This is a genomic window from Calothrix sp. 336/3 (genome assembly GCF_000734895.2).
Taxonomy (GTDB): Bacteria; Cyanobacteriota; Cyanobacteriia; order Cyanobacteriales; family Nostocaceae; genus 336-3.
In genome coordinates this window covers 5774165-5794936 of the sequence record NZ_CP011382.1, presented here as the reverse complement: position 1 = coordinate 5794936, position 20772 = coordinate 5774165, and the positions used below count along the sequence as shown (strand labels likewise).

Genomic DNA, 20772 nt, shown 5'->3' with positions numbered 1-20772 from the left:
CCCATCATCTCAGATTCATGAATGTACTACTAATCGGTTTAGGAACAACTACATTCACCGCCTTAGAATCATTAATAGAATATTGCCATGTTCAGGGATTAATTAGAAATATTTCCCCAGAAGATGAGGCATTAATTAACCTCACTCAAACAGCAGCCATTCCCATATTTACAGATACCTCCCCAGCAGCGATCAAATCTCTAGTTAGTAAACTTCAACCTGATTGTGTAGTCGTTTCCTCCTATAATCAAATCCTGCCTCCATCTATCATTGAATTATCCCTATTTATCAATGTTCATTACTCTCCCCTACCCCAATATCGGGGTCGAGCTAATGTCAATTGGGCAATGATTAATGATGAGCCCTGTGCTGCCATTAGTATTCATAAAATAGAACCAGGATTAGATGAAGGTAATATACTTTTTCAACGATTAATTCCCATTTATTCCCATGATACAATAGCTAATATCTACGACCAATTAAATACAATCCAAAAACAATATCTTGGTGAAACCGTTGTCAATGCCTATCATGGCTATTCCGGTACACCCCAAAACCATCTAGAAGCATCCTATGGTTGTACCCGCCTACCAGAAGATGGCGAAATTAATTGGTCACAATCCACCAGAAAAATTGACTGTTTAATTCGCTCCCAAGTTGCTCCCTTTCCTGGAGCCTATACATATTTTCAAGGAGAAAAACTCCTAATTTGGCAAGCTCAACCTGTAGAAAATCCGCCTAAATATATCGGACGTATTCCCGGTAGAATTGTCAATAGGTCAAAAACATCAGGCTATGTTGATGTATTAACAGGTGATGGCATTTTACGCCTGCAAGAAGTGCAATTAGCCGGACAAGAGAAAACATCAGCCGCCAATATTATTAAATCTGTCAAGACAACCTTAGGTTTACAAATATCAGAACTATTAAACCGGATTCAAGTTTTAGAACAGCAAGTAAATCAACTCTCAAACAATGGAAAATAGTCGCGTCTTAATTACAGGTGGTGCAGGATTAGTCGGTTCCCATATAGCCGACTTACTAGTTAAAGAAAACGTCTCTGAAATCATCGTCCTCGATAATTTTACCCGTGGGAGACTAGATAATCTGGCATGGGCAAAAGAACATGGACATTTAGTAGTTGTCGAAGGTGATATTCGAGATCAAAAATTACTAGCAGAAGTCATGGAAGGTGTGGATTATGTCTTTCACCAAGCCGCAATTCGCATTACCCAATGTGCAGAGGAACCTCGTCTAGCTGTAGAAGTTCTTGCCGATGGTACTTTCAACGTATTAGAAGCAGCAGTCAAAGCCAAGGTAAAAAAAGTAGTTGCCGCTTCCTCCGCTTCCATTTACGGTTTAGCTGAAGAATTCCCCACCACCGAGTCCCATCACCCCTATAACAATCGCACCCTCTACGGTGCAGCCAAGGTATTCAACGAAGGATTACTCCGTAGTTTCTACGATATGTACGGCTTAGATTATGTAGCGTTACGTTACTTTAACGTCTACGGTCCCCGGATGGATATCTACGGAGTGTATACAGAAGTATTAATCCGTTGGATGGATAGAATTGCTGCTGGGCAACCTCCGTTAATTTTCGGAGATGGCAAACAAACCATGGACTTTGTTTATATCGAAGACATCGCCAGAGCCAATATCCTGGCAGCCAAAGCCGATATTACTGACGAGGTATTTAACGTCGCCAGTGGTGTGGAAAGTAGTTTAAATGACCTCGCCTACAGTTTAGCGAAAGTCATGGGGTCTGATTTAACACCAGAGTATGGAGCAGAGCGCAAAGTCAACCCCGTTTCTCGACGGCTCGCAGATGTCCGCAAAGCCCAAAATCTCATCGATTTTACAGCCGAGGTATCCCTAGAACAAGGATTAGAGAAACTAGTCAATTGGTGGCGTTCTCAGAAACAAACTAAGGAAACAAGCAATGTCTGAAAAAATACAAACTATTCCCATTGCTAAACCTTGGATGGGAGAAGCAGAAGCGGAAGCTGCTCGTCGTCCCATTATGACTGGATGGGTGACACAGGGTCCAGAAGTTGCCGCCTTTGAGCAAGAATTTGCTACCTACGTAGGTTCAAATCATGCCTGTGCAGTATCTAATTGTACTACTGCCCTCCATCTAGCCCTGTTAGCAGTGGGGGTAAAACCAGGGGATGAGGTGATTACCGTCAGCCATTCCTATATTGCTACCGCCAACAGTATCCGTTACTGCGGAGCGACACCTGTGTTTGTGGATATCGAACCACAGACGTACAACATCAACCCGATGTTAATTGAGGATGCGATTACCAGTGCCACTAAGGCAATTTTAGTAGTCCATCAAATAGGGATGCCTTGTGATTTATCAGCAATTTTACAGATTGCCCGTAGTCACAATTTACCAGTTATTGAAGATGCCGCTTGCGCGATCGGTAGTGAAATTCTTTGGGATGGCAACTGGGAGAAAATTGGCAAAGCGCACGGAGATATTGTTTGTTTCTCTTTTCATCCCCGGAAAATTATTTCCACTGGTGACGGGGGAATGCTGACTACTAATAATCCGGAATTTGACCAACAGTTTCGTCTTTGGCGACAACACGGCATGAGTATACCTGATACCGTACGCCACGGAGCCAAACAGGTAATATTTGAGTCATACCCAATGTTAGGCTACAACTATCGCATGACCGATATCCAAGCCGCAGTAGGACGGGAACAACTCAAACGCCTACCGGAAATTGTCGAACGTCGGCGTTATTTAGCACAAAAATATCAGCAATTGCTCGCAGATATACCAGGTTTAAAATTACCAACAGAACCCACCTGGGCAAAAAGTAACTGGCAAAGCTTCTGTGTGAGATTACCAGAAACATCCGATCAAGTCCAGGTGATGCAGATGATGTTAGATGCGGGAGTTTCCACCCGTCGGGGAATTATGTGTACCCACCGGGAACCCGCTTATCAACAGGAAGCTTGGAGTTGTGGAGTTAAGCAAAATAGCTGTGATTGTCAACCAGGCAGTTGTCAACGCTTGATTGAGAGTGAACAAGCCCAGGATAAAGCAATCATTTTACCACTCTTCCATCAGATGACAGAGGAAGAACAGAATCGAGTGGTTGAAGTATTGCAAGCTGCTTGTAGGGTTTGAGTTAAATGGTGTAAAAAATTTAGGTTACTCAGTAAATATCATACCAAACTTTTAGTTAAACATCAAAATTTGCTTTTAAATCAAAGTTAAATTGCTCAAGACGTTTAAAAGTAAGAATAATGTTCAAAAATCAAGAGTGTTTTCCTTTACTGGTAAGCATCTTGAGATTTTGTTAGCTATTTATCATAATATGTACTGAAGAGCCAAAATTTACGAACTTTACGTTTGGTAGTTTATTTTTTTCACCAATTTATTTATATAGTCCTAGGAAATTAGAAAAAATGGCATTGCTGAATTCGAGGATAATTTCGATCTCTTTTGAAAGATTTATAAGTGTTTTCAGGCGCTCATTCATCCCGCAATGATGCAACGCCGAAAAATTAGTAGGAGTTAAGAACACAAAAGTATTATGGAAAAATTAGCTAACGATACATTCAGCCTTTGGCGAGAAGAAGGTTGTCAGAGTATTCAGCAAAATTTCGAGGTCTTTCGCAACCTACTTGCAAGTGCAAAAGATTTGGCGGAATGCGGTAAGTATGACGCAGCATCTGTGTATGCACAGGTTGCAGCGTTTCATGCTCAGTATAATCATTGTGGTTTTTTTGTAAGCCCTGAACTTGAGCATATCTTAATCAAAATCGGGCGAAGTACCATACCGCCAATAAGTCCCTCTCGTAACAAAAGCACCTTATTCTCTGGAGAGCCAAAGAAAATACTGCATGTTTCTACCAATATTTCTTCGCCCTTTGGTGGAATTCCCAGATTGCTTCGGCGATGGATTCAGCAGGATACCGAAAGATCGCATTCGGTTGTATTGACTGGGCAGATACCGCTCCCAGTACCGAAAATCTTGAGAGATACTGTAATCAATAGTCACGGCAAGATATACTTGCTAGATATGGAGAAGGGTGGTGTTGTCTCTACAGCCAAGCGATTACGTCAATACGCTGCAATGGCAGATATAGTAGTGCTTCATACATGGGAAAGTGATGTTATTGCAACTATTGCCTTTGCAAATAAAGAACAATCTCCACCAGTTATCTACGTTAACCATAGTGACCACTGCTTTTGGTTAGGAGCTTGTATCAGTGATGTTATTGTTAACCTTCGTGAATCTGGTATGCACCTCTCACAAGAGCGTAGAGGTATTGAGGCAGAGCGTAACTTGCTCCTGCCCACGATTTTGGAGCCTCTTGATAGAGTGCTTTCCCAAGCAGAGGCGAAGCGACAGATTGGACTTGCTGAAGACAGTTTAATGTTGCTCTCCATAGCTAGACCAGCGAAGTACAAAACGATTGACGGAATCACTTTTGCTGATGCACATGTTCCATTACTAGAACAATACGAACAAGCAGTATTGGTCGTTATTGGTCCAGGTAGTAGAGAAGAGTGGTCAGCAGCTATCCAGAAGACCCAGGGGAGAATTAGAGTACTTGAGCAAACTGAGAATACTGCTGTTTTTTACCAGGCTGCCGACATTTACGTTGATTCGTACCCCTTTATCTCAAATACATCACTACTGGAAGCAGGAAGTTACGGCGTACCTTTAGTCACTCGCTACCCATTTCCCGATGCATGTGAAATTTTGCGTGCTGATGTACCTGGTCTGATTGACAATATAATTCAGGTGCGGAGTCTTGAAGAGTATACGGCAGTTCTTTCTCGCTTGGTCGAGGATGAGGAATTCAGACTATCTCTTGGGGAAGCAACCAAGAAAAAAATTGCAGAAACTCACTGGGGAAGCAACTGGCAACATTTCTTAGAAAATGTATATCATCGTGCTGCCACTTTGCCTCGGTCAACTGTACCTTCAGTTCCTATAGATGATAAGATATTTCTCAGTGAACCGGATGTATTTTTGCCGCGTATTCATGGTCAGAAATTCGATTTTGACTATCTAATTCAAGAATCAGCTTTAAAATTTATGCCACTTTATCAAAAGTTGCTTCAATTGATGAGGTTGGTCAAAAAGTATGGCATTTATAAGAATAGTTCTAGCCGCCTTGGTCTGTTTGGCTACTTAGTCCCTAACTGGTTACGTTACAGCATCAATTGCTTACGTGATCGCTAAGCTACTTAATAAATTGCATCACCTTTATTTTTGATTTTTATGTCGCAGTTAATAATGAGAACTCCTTGATTTAATAGTCTATGTAAGAATTATCCCAGCAGATTAATACTGAATTTTTCTTTAACGGACACTTTCAATGCAGCAACTTCGCATACTTGTAGCTACACATTCAATACTTTCTGCTGAATTTGGTGCAGGTCAGATGGCAATCAATCTGGCAAAAGCACTACGGGAAGAGGGACATCATGTAACTTTATGGTCTCCTCATCCTATGCCTAATATGACAAGGTGGTGGCAATTTATACAAAATTCTCAACTAATCAGGTCAAAGCTAGATGCATTTATCGAGGTTCAGCCACCCTTTGATGTAATCGATTGCAATGCAAATCTAATTACCAAACGAGTTAGCAAATCATCTTCAGTAATAGTAGCTCGCAGTGTGCAGCCTGATGTTTTGTACATAGCATCTGAACTCAACAATTCCTTAAAAAGGGGCATAAAAAATATACTTATCCTTCCATTTAGTTATTTATTTGCAGTATTAGACATACTTTTGATACTACAAGGATGGAGAAGAGCTACTTACATCCTTTGTCTTGGTAGCTTAGAACTTAAATGGATTAACAACTGGTTCCCGTGGTGGTGCAGCAAATTAATTTCTTACGTCAATGCAATTTCAAAAGCTGATCAGGAAGCTCTAGCTCAGATTCGTCTAAATCGAAAAAAAAATGAGGGAGAAGGTATTCGATTTCTTTGGATTGGTCGTTGGGTTTCTCATAAAGGAATTACTGAACTTGTTGACTTTATTGTTAAAAGAGCAGCTTCTCACCCCAAAGACACTTTTACGATTGCCGGATCCGGTAATAATGCTGAGAAAGATTGTCCACCAGAACTAATTCAATCAAGTAGACTCAAAATTATGCCGTCATTTGAGAGAACTCAGCTTTATTCTTTGCTGGAAAACCACGATGTCGGTTTATTTACAAGTAGAGTTGAAGGCTGGGGACTGATATTAAATGAAATGCTAGAGTCTGGAATGACTGTTTTTGCAACACCAGCAGGTGGAGTTGTTGATTTACAACCTTTCTTTAGCGAAACGCTAAGAGCATTTCCACCTCCGTCGCAATTTACGCCTGATATTCTTAGCCAATCTAATACTATGGAAGCTTATTATCGTACATTTACTTGGGGAAAAATTGCTGAAGATTATATAAAGAAAATCAATCGAAAAAAAATAGAATTTTATTAAAGAGAAAATATAATTTCTTTTCAGAATTAAGCATAATTTTCTTTATAAGAAATAACCATTACAAAATTATAAACTAAGTGTGAAACATGAATTCTATCGTCTTTACTTTATATGAAGGTCATTACGAAATAGGTGTGGGAGCATTAATAAACTCTCTAGCCAATCATAATTTCAAAGGAAAGATAGCAGTTGGATATAGAGGAAGATTACCTGACTGGTTAACTCAATTGAAAAAAAAGGACAATAAATATTTCATTAATCAAACAATAGAGTTAAATTTTTATCCTTTAAGTACTAATTATCATTTGGCTTACTATAAGCCATTTTTCATGCTGGAATTATTTGATAAATATCCTGAATGTAATCATGTCTTTTACTTTGATCCAGATATATGTAATAAATGCCATTGGGATTTTTATGAAAAATGGGTAAATTTCGGATTAGCAGTCTGTGTAGACAACTGTTATGGAATTGTACCCTCTCATCACCCTTGGCGACATGAGTGGATAGAGTTAGCTAAAAGCTTAAATTATGAACAGAAGCAATTTTTAGATTTTTACTTTAATTCTGGTTTTGTAGCTGCTAAACGGTCAGATATATCTGTTGTGAACATTTGGAAAGAGCTAACTATAGCTCTGGGAAAATCTGGCTATGATATCACACAGCTTAAAAAAATAAGTCGTGAAAATTCTATTATTACCGATCAAGATGTACTAAATGCTGCTATTATGTTTAGCGATGTTATATGTTCTCCTATTGGACCAGATGGTATGGATTTTACAGGTGGTGGCTTTCTCATGTCTCATGCTGTAGGTTCGGTTAAACCTTGGAGAAAACAATTCATACATAATCTTCTAACTACAGGAAATATTCCCTCATTAGCTGAGACAGAGTTTTTTAAAAATTTAGTATACCCTATTAATCTATACCCTCCTATGACTCGCTTCACAAAAAAAATAGATTTGAAATTAGCAAAAATTATAGGAAGACTAGTTGGACACTAAATTGGAATTACATCCTCATTTCAAATGATTAACTATTAATGATTATGAGGAAATTAAAATTCTCATTATTCAAATTACTTTTTATTGCATAGAAATACATGAATAAACTGATTTCTATTTGTATCCCTACTTGTAATAGGCCTCAACTACTTAAAAAGGCATTAGGATCTTGTCTTATTCAAAAATATGAACCCATTGAAATAATAATTGGAGATGATTCTCAAGATGATGCTACTGAAAATTTGGTAAAAGATATTCAGTCTCAGTGTCAGTTTAAATTACATTATGTACGAAACAAGCCTTCTTTAGGTCAGGCTGGAAATGTAAATATGCTTTTTAGCATGACTGAGGGCGACAGATTAGTATTACTACATGATGATGATTTATTACTTCCTAATGCGATCGCCGATCTAGATAAATGTTGGCAAATTGCTCCTGATTTAACAGCTGCGTTTGGAAAACAATACATAATATCAATGACAGGAGATGTACTTGACGAAGCTTCTGAAATTTTGAATAGAGGCTATTATCGAACAGCAGATAGAGAAGGTCTACAGCCATCCGCAGCAGTCTCCGGACTGTTACAACAATTTCCTAACGATGGTTATATGGTTTTGTCGGCGGCAGCAAGAAACATAAAATACAGAGATAGAGGGGTAGTAGGTGATGCTTGTGACCAGGATTTTGGTATTCGGTTAGGGATTGCTTTTGATAAGTTTTATTTTCTGAATCAATACACAATTAATTGCAGACTTACAACTACTGGTTCTGTGTCTACTAAGGAGGATTTTCAAACTGCTGAGTTTATGTATCCCATAATCCAAGCACTCATCCTACCTGAATCATCTGAATATGCGCGTAAGCATGTTCTTAGAGAACTAGCACCAGTAGCACTTAAAAGCTATGCACTTCAAGGAAGAAAAGAAGAGGCCTGGAATATTTACTTTTCTAAATATTTCTCCATAAAGACGCGTATGAGTCCGAGAGGTCTTTACCTCTTTTTACTTACACTGATGCCTGATGCGCTAGGCAAAAAACTAGATGCGCTCAGACCATAATGAATAAGTTTTCAAAGATTATTGTGAGAATTATGATAGTTTTTTTGTGACACAATCAAATAAAGCATTTAAAATCATTCAAATTGTTCCTCAACTACCACCATCTGTCAATGGATTAGGTGACTATGCAATTAATCTGGCTCTCCAGTTGCAGAAAGACTACCAAATGGAAACAATTTTTATTGTTGGCGATCGCTATTGGCAAGGAGCTAATGAAATTGAAGGCTTTCCGATTAAAAAATTAGAAAATAGCACTGCTGAGGCATTATTATCTTCGTTAGTTCCAAAGGAGAAGCATTCCACTTTAGCCCCAGAAGCTCCAGTCATACTACATTATGTTGGGTATGGCTATGCTCAGAGAGGGTGTCCAGTGTGGTTAGTTGAAGGTTTAGAATTGTGGAAAACTCAAAATATTAATTCCCATCTAGTGACTATGTTTCATGAAGTTTATGCTTCTGGTAAACCTTGGACAAGCGCTTTCTGGTTATCCTCATTGCAAAAGACCTTAGCATCTCGATTGACGGTAGTAAGCGATCGCTGTTTTACTAGCAAAGAACTTTACGCAGAAATTCTCTATAAATTAAGTCAAGGCAAACAAAAAAAAATTCCTGCTATACCCGTTTTTTCCAACATTGCCGAACCAAAGCAAGTGCCAGCTTTAGCAAAACGGCAACGACATCTAGTTGTATTTGGAGGAACCAGTAACAGATTACAAGTTTATAACAACTCCTCATCTGTGCTTAGCCGTACTTGTAAATTATTGGAAATTGAGAAAATAATAGATATTGGTCCACCAGTAGATCTAAACTTTTCATATATTGATAGTATTCCTATCATAAAAATGGGACAGCAACCTGCTGCCAAAATTAGCGAAACTCTATTGAATTCTCTAGTAGGTTTCCTGAATTATAATTCTGATTATTTAGCTAAGTCAGGCATCTTTGCTGCTTACTGCGCTCATGGATTGTTGCCCGTCAGCGTTCAGTATAGTGCATTTACTATAGATGGGATAGAACCCGGAAAACACTACTGGTGTCTGAATGCACAGTCAATAAGTTTAGATAATTGGGAACAGTTACAGGCGATCGCGGATAATGCATTTGCCTGGTATCAAACACACAACTTATCTGTACATGCCAAGATATTTGCAACTTACCTTGAGTACCTAAGAGAAAAAAAATAGCTTAAAAATTAGTGTATTTACGCGTAAAAATTATAAATTATTAGTTCCGGAAAATGCTTTATTGAAAACAACACTATATCTAAATTAAGCTATTGAAAACAAGTAATAAACTGACAAGAATTTTTTTCCTAAAGTATTATTTGTATCATACAATTTTAGTATGAAGCTGCACATAATTAATTGAACCAAATCCTTACTAGACTAAGAATTTTTGGATATTTGTTGTCGATTTGACATTTCACAATTTTTCAGTCCAGCTTGTCGCTGCTACTATCTTCTCCCTGCACCAAATTCTTAATTTTTTTTATAGCTCTCCAAACAGCGGAATGTGGGATAAATATGAATATTTTAATATACTCTCCTTTTTTCTATCCAAGTATTGGCGGTTTAGAAACAATTATTTCAACTTTAGCTCACGAATTTACTTATACAGGACATGAAGTCAAGCTAGTTTCACAAACCCCAGCAACAGACTTGAAAGATTTCCCCTTTGAAGTGATTAGACAACCTAGTCCACAACAATTATTGAAACTGACTCAATGGTGTGATGTTTATTTTCAAGGTTGTATTAGTTTAAAGGGACTTTGGTCTTTAATATTAATACCAAGACCTTTAGTTGTAACTCATCAAACTTGGTATCGCCGTGTAGATGGAAGTTTTGGCTGGCGAGATTATCTCAAAAACTTTGTCACTTACTTGGCAACTAACATCTCAGTTAGTCATGCTTTGGCGAAAGCCATACCAAAACCATCTATCGTAATTCCAAATTCTTATCGGGAAGATATATTTCATGAAATGCCAGAAATTTCCCGTACTCAAGAACTCGTGTTTTTAGGACGTTTGGTTTCTGATAAAGGAGCCAATTTACTACTAGAGGCATTGGCTAGGCTCAGAAATTTGGGAATAACTTCTAAGTTAACCATTATTGGTAGTGGGCCTGAAGAATATAAATTACATCAGCAAGCAAAGAATTTAGAAATTTTAGATCAAGTCAATTTTGCTGGAATCAAAGTCGATCATGAATTAGCCATATTATTAAACTATCATCAAATTATGGTAATTCCATCTCTGTGGGATGAACCTTTTGGAATTGTTGCTCTAGAAGGAATTGCCTGTGGCTGTGTGGTTGTAGGTTCAGAGGGAGGAGGTCTTAAGGATGCCATTGGTCTTTGTGGTGTGACTTTTCCTAATGGTAATATCGATTGTTTGACTGAGATACTATTTGACTTGCTAACTCACCCAGATAAATTGACAACTTACAAAGAACAAGCTAGATCGCATTTAGCTCGTCATACCAGTAAAGCAGTTGCCAAAGCATACCTTGAAGTTTTAGAGAGGGTTATTTAATGGAGTTGACCATTGCTTTGATAGGTGTAGCAGTTTTTGTTTGGCTATCTTACTTTGGTTTATATCACCTTAGTTGGCAACGTGCTGTTAAACTTACATTGATAATTATTATTTTTGAAGGTGTACTTCGAAAGTGGGTACTACCACAAGCCAGTGAGCTGATTTACTTTTTGAAAGATTTACTCCTCTTAGTGGCATATTTAAAGTATTACCTTAGTTCCGAACCAAAATATCCTTTTAAATTAAGTATTTTTAATATATTATTAATACTTGCCTTTAGTTGGTCTCTATGCCAAACTTTTAATCCCAGCTTAGGCTCACCTATTATTGGTTTTTTTGGGCTAAAAGCCTATTTTTTTTATATGCCTTTAATGTGGTTAGTACCTAGCTTATTCAAGTCTGAGGAGGAAATATACCGATTTTTACGCAACTATCTACTGTTATTGATTCCAGTCAGCCTCTTAGCTATAGCTCAATTTTTCAGCCCAGTCTCAAGTCCAATTAATGTATACGCTGGTGGAGAGGAAGCCAATGCCACCCTTGCTGATGGTATAACTCGAGTTACAGCGACATTCCCCTATCTTACAGGTTTTTCTACTTATCTAACGGCTTGTTTCAGTATACTAATTCCTATGCTGACTCTACCGCAAACTAAAATATGGCGGTGGTTAACGTTTGCTGAAGCATTCTTGGTAGTTGCCACATCCTTTATGACAGGTGCAAGAACTCTGCTTTTGTATGAAATTTTGTTTGTGGTGGGATATTCCTGTATCCTTTTTTTTGCAAAACCTAAAGAAGCTGCTCGCTCCGCCAAGAAATTTATTCTACCTATCACCTTGATAGCAACAGTATTACCCAGGTTTTTCACTAAAGCAATAGATGCATTTTTCCAACGTGCGGAAGGAGCATCAAAAGTAGAATCTGTTAATGACCGTGCCCTAATTCCATTGACAGAACCTGTGGCATTAATACAGCAAATGCAATTGAAGGCTCTTGATGGCTATGGAATAGGAGCAACTCATCAGGCAGTCCCTACTTTACGTTTGGCTCTCAACTTACCTGTTGGCGATACTCTTCTGGCACCAGAAGTAGAAACTTCAAGGGTTACTATCGAGTTGGGAGTATTGGGATTGCTTTTATGGTATCTACTGCGTCTAGTTCTAATTCTTTCGACTTGGCGAGTTTTATGGCGACTAGAAAGTCCTTGGTTGCGTCAATTGATACTTTCTGCTTTCTTATTTCAAGTGTTAAATCTGATTGCGGTTCATCTAATATTTAACACGACTTTTGCAATTTACTACTGGTTCTTCTGTGGATTTATTCTATTGTTTCCAGAATTAGAATATCGACAGTCTTTATGCTACAGGTATAGAGGGCAATAACAGAATGTCTCAACCATATATTTCCCTGGTTCATCAAATAAATCCTTCTAATGCTCAGCACAGTGCCTTAGCTTTAGCAGAAGCAAACTTTCTCAAGGAAGTAATAACTCCCGTTGCTCATAATTTAGGATCTCCTATATGGTGGTATCTTAATTTGCTACCTAAAAATGTTCATTTATACATTACGAATGAACTAAATAGAAGAAGCTGGCTTGATCTTAATGGTGTACCAATTAGAACTTATCCTTGGCAGGAAATAATTCGTATTCTTTTATTACGGACAAGGCTAGATAAATATTCGGGTTTTAGTCATTCACAATTAGGAGACTGGGTAAATATTTCTCTTGATGCTCAAGTTAGGAAGCATCATCTCAAAGGTCTAAATGCTATCTATGCTTATGAAGATGTAGCTGCAAGTACATTTGAAAAAGCAAAACAAGAAGGTATTCTCTGTTTGTATGATTTGCCGATCACTTTTTATAAAATGACTCATAGAATTATGAGCGAAGAGGCTGAACGCTTTCCTGATTTAGCTATTGCTATTGAATCTCTTCAAGATCCTGCATGGAAATTAGAGCGTAAAGAACGGGAGGTGAAACTGGCAGATCATATATTTGTAGCTTCTTCGGTAACTAAACAGTCTCTTTTAGATACTGGTGTAGCTTTAGACAAAATCAGTGTGATTCCTTATGGTGCTCCCGTAGAAACCTTTCAAGTGCAACCTAAACCTGATGATAATTTTCGTGCGTTATATGTAGGTCGTGTTTCCCCGCGCAAAGGCATTCATTATCTCTTACAAGCTTGGCAAGATTTAAAACTGCCACATGCTGAGTTGGTATTAGTTGGCTCAAATCTTTTTCCTGTGGGTTGGTTGGAGCAGTATAAAGATATTTACTGCCATATTCCTTCTGTACCTCATCTTCTCCTGAATCAGTATTACAGTAGTGCTAGTGTTTTAGTTTTTCCTTCTTTAGTTGAAGGTTTTGGTCTGGTAATTTTAGAAGCAATGGCGTGCGGTATTCCCGTGATTACTACCCCCAATACAGCAGGAGCCGATATTATCACTGATGGGGTAGAAGGATTTATTGTACCAATTCGCAACGTCGAAGCACTCAAGGAAAAGCTGGAATGGTGTTATTGCCATCCTCAAGAGTTAGCAACAATGGGACTAGCAGCTCGTCGCAAAGCTGAGGAGTTGAATTGGAGTTTATATCGTCAAAAATTAGTGAGTAAAGTCAAGGATATATTGGCAAATCACAATTAGATTTTACTAACAACTTGTATATGGGCAACTTATTATAATTTGAAAATGATGCTGGATGATTCCCCTACTTTATTAAAGAAATATCAAAAGCAGAATAATTTACGTTTACACCTATGGTTTCCTGAGATTTTTGAATTTAAAGGTGGAATTCAAGTTTACTCGGCATTTTTGCTAGAGGCATTACAAAGCTTGTTTCCTAATTTTAAGTATGATGTTTTTCTTAAACATGATACTCGCTACTTACCAAATTTTCCTTTACTAACTAATACGCGATTTCATTTTTCTGGAAAATGGTCGATAAATTTACGAACGCTTGCCTTTGCTGCTCAACTTTTAGGATATGGGCTGTGGCAGCGTCCCAGTTTAATTATTTCTTCTCATCTAAATTTTACGGTTGTAGCTTATTTACTCAAGCGCATAACAGGTATACCCTACTGGGCTGTTGCCCACGGTGTAGATGCATGGAATATTACAAACCCTGCCCTCAAAACAGCATTATATAATGCTGATAACATTCTAGCTGTCAGTAGGTACACGCGCGATCGCTTACTGCAAGAACAGGATATAGATCCAGGTAAAGTCTCAATTTTACCTAATACATTTGATTCTGGACGTTTCCAAATAGCTGTTAAACCAAAATATTTATTACAGCGATACGGGCTAAAATCAAATCAACCTGTAATTTTAACTATTGCTCGGTTAGCAAGTAGTGATGGCTACAAAGGCTATGATCAAGTTATTCAAGCTCTACTGGAAATCAGACGACAAATTCCGGATGTTCACTACATTTTAGCTGGCAAAGGCGATGACCAGTCTCGGATTGAGCAGATCATTTCTGATCTTAATCTTCAAGATAATGTTACCTTGCCTGGTTTTGTTCCTGATGACGAACTTTGCGATCATTACAATCTTTGTGATGTTTTTGCTATGCCTAGCCGAGGTGAAGGATTTGGAATTGTCTACCTAGAAGCGTTAGCTTGCGGTAAACCAACTTTGGGTGGAAACCAGGATGGTGCCATTGATGCACTTTGTTTTGGTGAACTAGGTGCATTGGTTGATCCTTTGGATGTAGATGCGATCGCTAAAACTTTGATGCAGATTTTGCAAGGTACTTACCCAAACCCTCTGATGTATCAACCAGAAGCTTTACGGCAAAAAGTAATAGATACATTTGGATTTGAGCGATTCCAAGAAAACCTTGCTGAATTAATCCAAAATTCATCCATCGGATCTTATTTATGAGAGTTCTCCACGTAATTCCATCTGTGCCTAAAGTCCGGGGTGGTACTAGTCAGGCTGTTTTGGATATGGTTAAGGCATTGCGAGCAAATAATATTGAAGCCGAGATTGCCACTACTAATGATAATGGTGATGACTTGCTAGATGTTCCTTTGCAAAAGCAAATCGAATATGAAAATGTCCCTATTTGCTTTTTTCATCGTTTTTCACCAAATGCTAAAGCTGTGCGTGAATATGCTTTTTCTTGGCAGTTAACGGTATGGCTTTGGCAGAACATTTCCCAGTACAATCTTATACATGTCCATGCCCTTTTCTCCTACCCATCTACAATTGCAATGGCGATCGCTCGTCTGCAAAATATTCCCTATGTCGTCACCCCTCATGGTTTACTATGCGAGTGGTCTTTAGAGCAAAGTACACGTAAAAAGCAAATTTACTCAAAAATAATAGAGAAATCTAATCTCAATCATAGTCAAGCAATCCATTTTACTTCCCAAAAGGAACAGCAAGAAGTTTCTAAATTGGGGCTGAATGTACCGGGTTTTGTAATCCCTTTAGGTCTTTCCATACCTGATCCAATTCCCGATGCGTATTCACGTCTGCGACAACTTCATCATATTTCAGCATCTGAACCTGTGATTTTATTTTTGTCTCGGTTGCATCATAAAAAAGGGTTAGATTATCTGATCCCGGCCTTGAGTAAAGTTAGTCACCACTGTTTTACCTTTATATTGGCAGGTAGCGGTACTTCGGATTACGAAGCGGAAATAGAGTCTCTGCTTGTTTCTAATGGATTACGCGATCGTACTCGAATTGTAGGCTTTGTCACAGGTGAGAGTAAAGATATATTAATGCAAGGTTCAGATCTATTTATATTGACTTCTCACTCCGAAAATTTTGCGGTTTCAGTCTTAGAATCATTAGCTGTGGGTCTTCCTGTCCTAGTTACTCCTGGAGTGGCTCTAGCTTCCATTGTCCAAGAAAACCAGCTAGGATATGTTCCAGATATGGATGTGTTGGCTATTTCTAATGCTTTAGAAGATTATTTAAATAATACTCACATTGCTAAAAATATGGGCGTGAACGCTCGTGAATTTGTCCTGGAAAAATACACTTGGGATAAAGTAGCCGGCAAAATGCAAGCAGTTTATCAGCAAATACTACAACATCAGTCGATTACAGAATGTAATTAAATCTTGCACGTCCGATTTGATTATGAATGAATAACTGCTTGATGAATCAAATTAATATATTATGTTAGAAGATGTCACAGTTTTAATACTTACTTATAACGAAGCGCCCAATATTGAACGCACTTTGCAAAAACTAAATTGGGCAAACCAAATAGTTATAATTGATAGTTTCAGTACCGATAAAACTCTAGAAATATTAGCATTATATCCACAAATAAAAACATTTCAACGCAAATTTGATACTCATGCAATTCAATGGAATTATGGATTAGAACAAGTAACATCAGAGTGGGTACTTTCTTTAGATGCTGATTACGTACTTTCTGATGAGCTAATTAGTGAAATTCAAGAATTATCTGATGATTCAGCAATAGATGGTTACTTTAGCCGATTTAAATATTGCGTTTTTGCCCAACCTTTGCATGGTACGATACTACCCCCAAGACAGGTGCTGTTCCGCAAGAATAAATCTATTTATATTGATGATGGACATACACAGCTTTTAGAGCTTAAAGGGAAATCTGCGATGCTTAAAAGTTATATTTACCATGATGATCGCAAACCATTAAGTCGCTGGCTATGGGCACAAGACCGTTACTTAGTGATAGAAGCAAAGAAACTACAAGAACTTTCTGTTCATCAACTCAGTTGGAGCGATCGCATTCGCAAACAAACTATACTAGCTCCTTTATTAGTTTTACTTTATTGTCTGATTATCAAAGGTGGTATTTTGGATGGCTGGCGAGGTTGGTACTATGCATTTCAGCGTACTTTGGTTGAAATTATTCTGGCAATTCGTTTAATTGAAATCAAGATTTCAGATACTTAATTTACATTCTATTGGCTTATCTTTACCGTGAAGCAACGCACATCAACGATAATGCTGCTTGAGGTGTATCTGGGTTAATTCCTGATAACTGTTGAGCTAGACGACATTTACCAAACAATTTACCATAATTACCCTCTAAGACTTCAGCACCAACTTTGTGACTGTGAGGATATAAATTTACTTTAAAACCTAATGGTTTTAATACGTCATTATACATTTGTGGGGTAATACCCTTACCTGGTTTATGATGCACTTCCGCTGCTAAACCCCAAAACTGTTCTTCTGCACTAGTGTGTCCTCCACGTTTTAAAAATCGATAGAGTGGTAAACGTGCTTGCCATAGCAGTAACCCCAAACCTCGGAAATTATATGCTGTAAATTGTGGATCGTGATCGGTAATCAAGAGTCCCCCAGGACGTACCAAACGTGCCGCTTCTGCTAAAACTTTTGCCATATCATCACAGTGATGTAAACAAGCATTTAGCATGACAATATCGGCAAACTCAGAAATAAATGGTAGATCATGAGCATCAGCTAAAACTGGAGTATAACCAATTTCTTTAGCCATTTTTAAAGCACCTAAAGAAACATCAACTCCGATTAGTTCACTGGGTTCTCCACACGCCTCTTTAAGAGACGCATATATATTACCTGGTCCACAGCCTATATCAACAACAATTTTTTCATCCCAACGGTTAATAACTGCCTGCCAAAGTTCAATAAACTTTTGATCTCGATGACAAGCTTCAAAGTAGTTTTTTCCCCAATCAGGATGACTAAAGTAATAACTATTTGCTTCAATAGCTGGCGTATACTCTTTAATTTTACAAATTAAAACTCCTTGTTTCCAGGCATTAATCGCCTTTATATCTAACATAATATTTGCTAGATTTTTAGGTTGATTGAAGCACATAAAATCATTACCTACCTGAATATTATTGGTTCTAACTATAATCATGATAGGCTATTTTCAAGTCTACGTATTATTAAAATCTAAATATTGACGGAACTATTTACTATATCTTTGCTTTTTAACTTTAACTTTAACTTATAAGATATGAGATCTAATCAAGAAGACATGTATTTAGATAATGCTACACTCAATAATCGCTATGTAGAAAGCCTCTTAAGTAAGCTAGAGTATCACAAGTTAGAGTTACATAAAGAATTTAAAATTCCCCAAAGAATCAACAGTTGTTATCTAGATAATCTCTTAGATGAAGAAGATACTAGAAAAATATATGCATCTTTTCCCGAACATCAAGAAATGTTGCTACTCAAAGATTTGAGAGAATATAAGTATGTAGGAATTCAACTAAATAAATATCATCCAATATTGTCAAAGATAATTTATGCCTTTCAAGATCGGAGAGTAGTAAAAATAATTTCTGAAATTACTGGCATAAAAAATTTGTTTGCCGATGAATATCTTTATGCTGCGGGATTTAGTCTGATGAAAAAAGACTGTTTCTTGAATCCTCATCTCGATAATTCCCACGATAAGGATCGAGATAGGTATCGGGTTCTCAATCTGTTATATTATGTTACTCCTGATTGGCATCAAGAATATGGTGGCAATTTAGAACTTTGGGATCGAGGCTTAAAGCAACCATGTCGAACGATACATAGTAAGTTTAATCGTTTAGTGATCATGGTGACTAATAAGAGTTCTTTACATTCTGTAAGTAAAATTGATTACCCTGGTCAGCGTTGTTGTGTTTCTAATTATTATTTTTCGCCTCAACCAGTAGATGATCATGAATATTTTCACGTTACTTCTTTTAGAGGAAGACCAAAAGAGAAAGTGAGAGATTTAATATTACAAGGGGATGCTATTTTACGAAATGGGATTCGTAAGATTTTTAAACATGGGATAAAAAAACCACATTTCTATCGAAAATAGATTGTTTAAATGTTACATTAGGTTAAAATTAGTGGCTCTTGAGTACTAGTCTGTCAACTTTTAAATGACGGATAGATTTATGTAACTTTGATTTTGGGGTAATGCTTTTCGAGATTGGCTATCCCTCAAAACTATCTTGACAGACTAGTACGTACTTGCGCGAAAAATTTATTGAAAGCTCAAAATTCATGCTATACAAGTGTATCTATGCTTTAAGTTTTAATAAAAATTTAGCTTTTAAGTACTCTAATCATTTAAGCTTTGATTTAATAGCATTATTTTAGTTTTAACTAACCACACATCTTGCACCAAGAAAAATTGATGTAATTTTATTGCTTAGTAAAAAAGTAAAACTCTTAATTTAGCTATAAAAAATCATAAAAATTGGGTAGCTTTATCGTACATCTTTTTACTTTAGAGACCTCCACAGAATGATTGATCCTATGATGAGAGAAAGATAATTTCAGTGTGCAGCCTACCTCATGTCTCCAAAATCTATCATTCAACTCACCGAAAATCTAAAATCTCTTTACATCAAAACAGCGAAAAAACTCAAGGGAAGCGACCGACGACAATTCATGGCAGAAGTGGTCAAAGGGTTGGGAATAGGTGGACAGACTTTAGTAGAACGTGAATTGGGGTGGAATAGACGCACTATCCGTAAAGGGATGCAGGAGTTAGAGAGTGGTCAGCCTTTTATTGATGGTTTCGAGCGTAGTGGACGTAGGCGGGTGGAAACAAAATTACCAAACTTGTTGTCGGATATTAAATCTTTAGTAGACCCACAAAGCCAAACTGACCCCAGCTTTAAAAGTATCCGTTTATATACACGCATGACTGCAAGTGAAGTACGTCGTCAGCTAATTGAACAATGTGGTTATAGTGACGAAGAACTACCTTCATCAGAGACAATTCGACGACGATTGAATGATTTGGGTTATACCTTAAAACGAGTTCTTAAAACTAAGCCTACCAAGAAGATTCCAGAAACAGAAGCCATTTTTGAACAAGTCGAGCAAATCAATACTGAAGCTGATAATGATCCTCATACTCTGCGAATCTCCATTGATGCGAAGGTGGCAGTTAAAGTTGGAGAATTTGACAGAGGTGGAAAAACTCGCGTACCGACTATCTCCCTAGACCATGATTTTGCTCCAGAAACAACCCTTATTCCCTACGGAATTTTTTTACCTGAATACAACGAATTATTTCTATTTTTCGTTTCTTCAAAATTGACTGCTGATTGTATTGTTGACATAGTTGAAAGCTGGTGGCAAAGCATTAAACATCGATTTACTCACATTCAAAAACTGGTAATTAATCAAGATAATGGACCAGAAAATCATTCCCGTCGTACCCAATTCATGAAGCGCATTATTGACTTTGCTACATCGTCTAAACTGTCATTGCAACTTGCTTATTATCCCCCTTATCATAGCAAATATAATCCAGTGGAGCGTTGTTTTGGCTGGTTAGAGCAGCATTGGAATGGTAGTTTAGTTGACACTGTTGAAGCGGTACTGAATTTCGCTAAAACCCTTACCTTTAAAGGACAAAATCCAGTGGTGACTCTAGTTGAAAAAGTCTATTCTACTGGGGTTAAGCTGACAAACAAAGCGATGGCGGAAGTCGAAAAACAGATTTATCGTCTTCCCAATCTCAGAAAATGGTTTGTGGAAGTTTTTGCTAAACCAGCATAACCACTGGATCATCTTTTTTGTGGAGTTCTCTTATATAAGACTCCTATTTGATTTCTGAACAACCAAGCTGGTTATAAGCTTGCTATACAAAGGTTTGTTTCTCAGTATACTTAGTAAGATTCAAGTAGGATTCCTATATATGATTTTACTTAGAGGCGCAAGATCTGAGTGACAGTCTGGCATAACATGTGCTCAATAAGCATAT

Annotated in this window: 17 protein-coding genes; 16 read left to right on the top strand and 1 reads right to left on the bottom strand. The window is 37.6% G+C overall.

Features of this window, described 5'->3' with window-relative positions:
- Nucleotides 1–17 precede the first annotated feature (17 nt).
- The 14 genes from IJ00_RS24135 to IJ00_RS24070 all read left to right on the top strand — a co-directional run bounded on the left by IJ00_RS24135 (nt 18) and on the right by IJ00_RS24070 (nt 16964).
- A complete protein-coding gene (locus tag IJ00_RS24135) occupies nt 18–986 on the top strand; it encodes a methionyl-tRNA formyltransferase (protein WP_035157605.1) in 969 nt (322 codons plus the stop codon).
- Nucleotides 976–1950, top strand: coding sequence for an NAD-dependent epimerase/dehydratase family protein (locus tag IJ00_RS24130; protein WP_035157602.1), 975 nt, complete (start codon nt 976–978; stop codon nt 1948–1950). Before IJ00_RS24135 ends, IJ00_RS24130 begins: the two co-directional genes overlap by 11 nt.
- Nucleotides 1943–3145 carry a DegT/DnrJ/EryC1/StrS aminotransferase family protein gene (locus IJ00_RS24125; protein ID WP_035157599.1) on the top strand — a complete coding sequence of 401 codons (1203 nt, stop codon included), beginning with the start codon at nt 1943–1945 and terminating at the stop codon, nt 3143–3145. Before IJ00_RS24130 ends, IJ00_RS24125 begins: the two co-directional genes overlap by 8 nt.
- A 409-nt stretch (nt 3146–3554) precedes the next feature.
- Nucleotides 3555–5216 carry a glycosyltransferase family 4 protein gene (locus IJ00_RS24120; protein ID WP_035157595.1) on the top strand — a complete coding sequence of 554 codons (1662 nt, stop codon included), beginning with the start codon at nt 3555–3557 and terminating at the stop codon, nt 5214–5216.
- Between the two features lie 136 nt (nt 5217–5352).
- Nucleotides 5353–6465 (top strand): glycosyltransferase family 4 protein, encoded by a 1113-nt coding sequence (locus IJ00_RS24115; protein ID WP_046814908.1) that lies wholly within the window; start codon nt 5353–5355, stop codon nt 6463–6465.
- A gap of 86 nt (nt 6466–6551) precedes the next feature.
- A complete protein-coding gene (locus IJ00_RS24110) occupies nt 6552–7469 on the top strand; it encodes a hypothetical protein (RefSeq protein ID WP_035157589.1) in 918 nt (305 codons plus the stop codon).
- Between the two features lie 98 nt (nt 7470–7567).
- Nucleotides 7568–8527: a glycosyltransferase family 2 protein gene (locus IJ00_RS24105; RefSeq protein ID WP_046814907.1), complete on the top strand. Its 960-nt coding sequence runs from the start codon at nt 7568–7570 to the stop codon at nt 8525–8527.
- 46 nt (nt 8528–8573) lie between these two features.
- Nucleotides 8574–9710, top strand: coding sequence for a hypothetical protein (locus IJ00_RS24100; protein ID WP_035157587.1), 1137 nt, complete (start codon nt 8574–8576; stop codon nt 9708–9710).
- A gap of 339 nt (nt 9711–10049) precedes the next feature.
- Nucleotides 10050–11057: a glycosyltransferase family 4 protein gene (locus tag IJ00_RS24095; protein ID WP_035157584.1), complete on the top strand. Its 1008-nt coding sequence runs from the start codon at nt 10050–10052 to the stop codon at nt 11055–11057.
- Nucleotides 11057–12439 carry a hypothetical protein gene (locus tag IJ00_RS24090; protein WP_052754531.1) on the top strand — a complete coding sequence of 461 codons (1383 nt, stop codon included), beginning with the start codon at nt 11057–11059 and terminating at the stop codon, nt 12437–12439. The genes IJ00_RS24095 and IJ00_RS24090 overlap by 1 nt, the downstream gene beginning before the upstream one ends.
- A gap of 4 nt (nt 12440–12443) precedes the next feature.
- A complete protein-coding gene (locus tag IJ00_RS24085) occupies nt 12444–13703 on the top strand; it encodes a glycosyltransferase family 4 protein (protein ID WP_035157582.1) in 1260 nt (419 codons plus the stop codon).
- 45 nt (nt 13704–13748) lie between these two features.
- The gene (locus tag IJ00_RS24080) at nt 13749–14945 is read left to right on the top strand and encodes a glycosyltransferase (protein ID WP_371259623.1); all 1197 of its coding nucleotides are present in this window, start codon (nt 13749–13751) and stop codon (nt 14943–14945) included.
- Nucleotides 14942–16135, top strand: coding sequence for a glycosyltransferase (locus IJ00_RS24075; RefSeq protein ID WP_035157576.1), 1194 nt, complete (start codon nt 14942–14944; stop codon nt 16133–16135). Before IJ00_RS24080 ends, IJ00_RS24075 begins: the two co-directional genes overlap by 4 nt.
- A 61-nt stretch (nt 16136–16196) precedes the next feature.
- Nucleotides 16197–16964 carry a glycosyltransferase family 2 protein gene (locus IJ00_RS24070; protein ID WP_035157575.1) on the top strand — a complete coding sequence of 256 codons (768 nt, stop codon included), beginning with the start codon at nt 16197–16199 and terminating at the stop codon, nt 16962–16964.
- 22 nt (nt 16965–16986) lie between these two features.
- Here the strand turns inward: IJ00_RS24070 and IJ00_RS24065 are convergent, their stop codons facing one another.
- Complete coding sequence (locus IJ00_RS24065) at nt 16987–17841, bottom strand: class I SAM-dependent methyltransferase (protein ID WP_238178538.1); 855 nt, start codon at nt 17839–17841, stop codon at nt 16987–16989.
- A gap of 180 nt (nt 17842–18021) precedes the next feature.
- Here IJ00_RS24065 and IJ00_RS24060 point away from each other — a divergent pair, with 180 nt between their 5' ends.
- Both IJ00_RS24060 and IJ00_RS24055 read left to right on the top strand, forming a co-directional pair.
- Entirely contained in the window at nt 18022–18867 is an 846-nt protein-coding gene (locus tag IJ00_RS24060; protein ID WP_082127386.1) for a 2OG-Fe(II) oxygenase, read from the top strand.
- 500 nt (nt 18868–19367) lie between these two features.
- On the top strand, nt 19368–20567 hold the full coding sequence (locus IJ00_RS24055; protein WP_082127446.1) for an ISAzo13 family transposase: 1200 nt from the start codon (nt 19368–19370) through the stop codon (nt 20565–20567).
- Nucleotides 20568–20772: the final 205 nt, after the last annotated feature.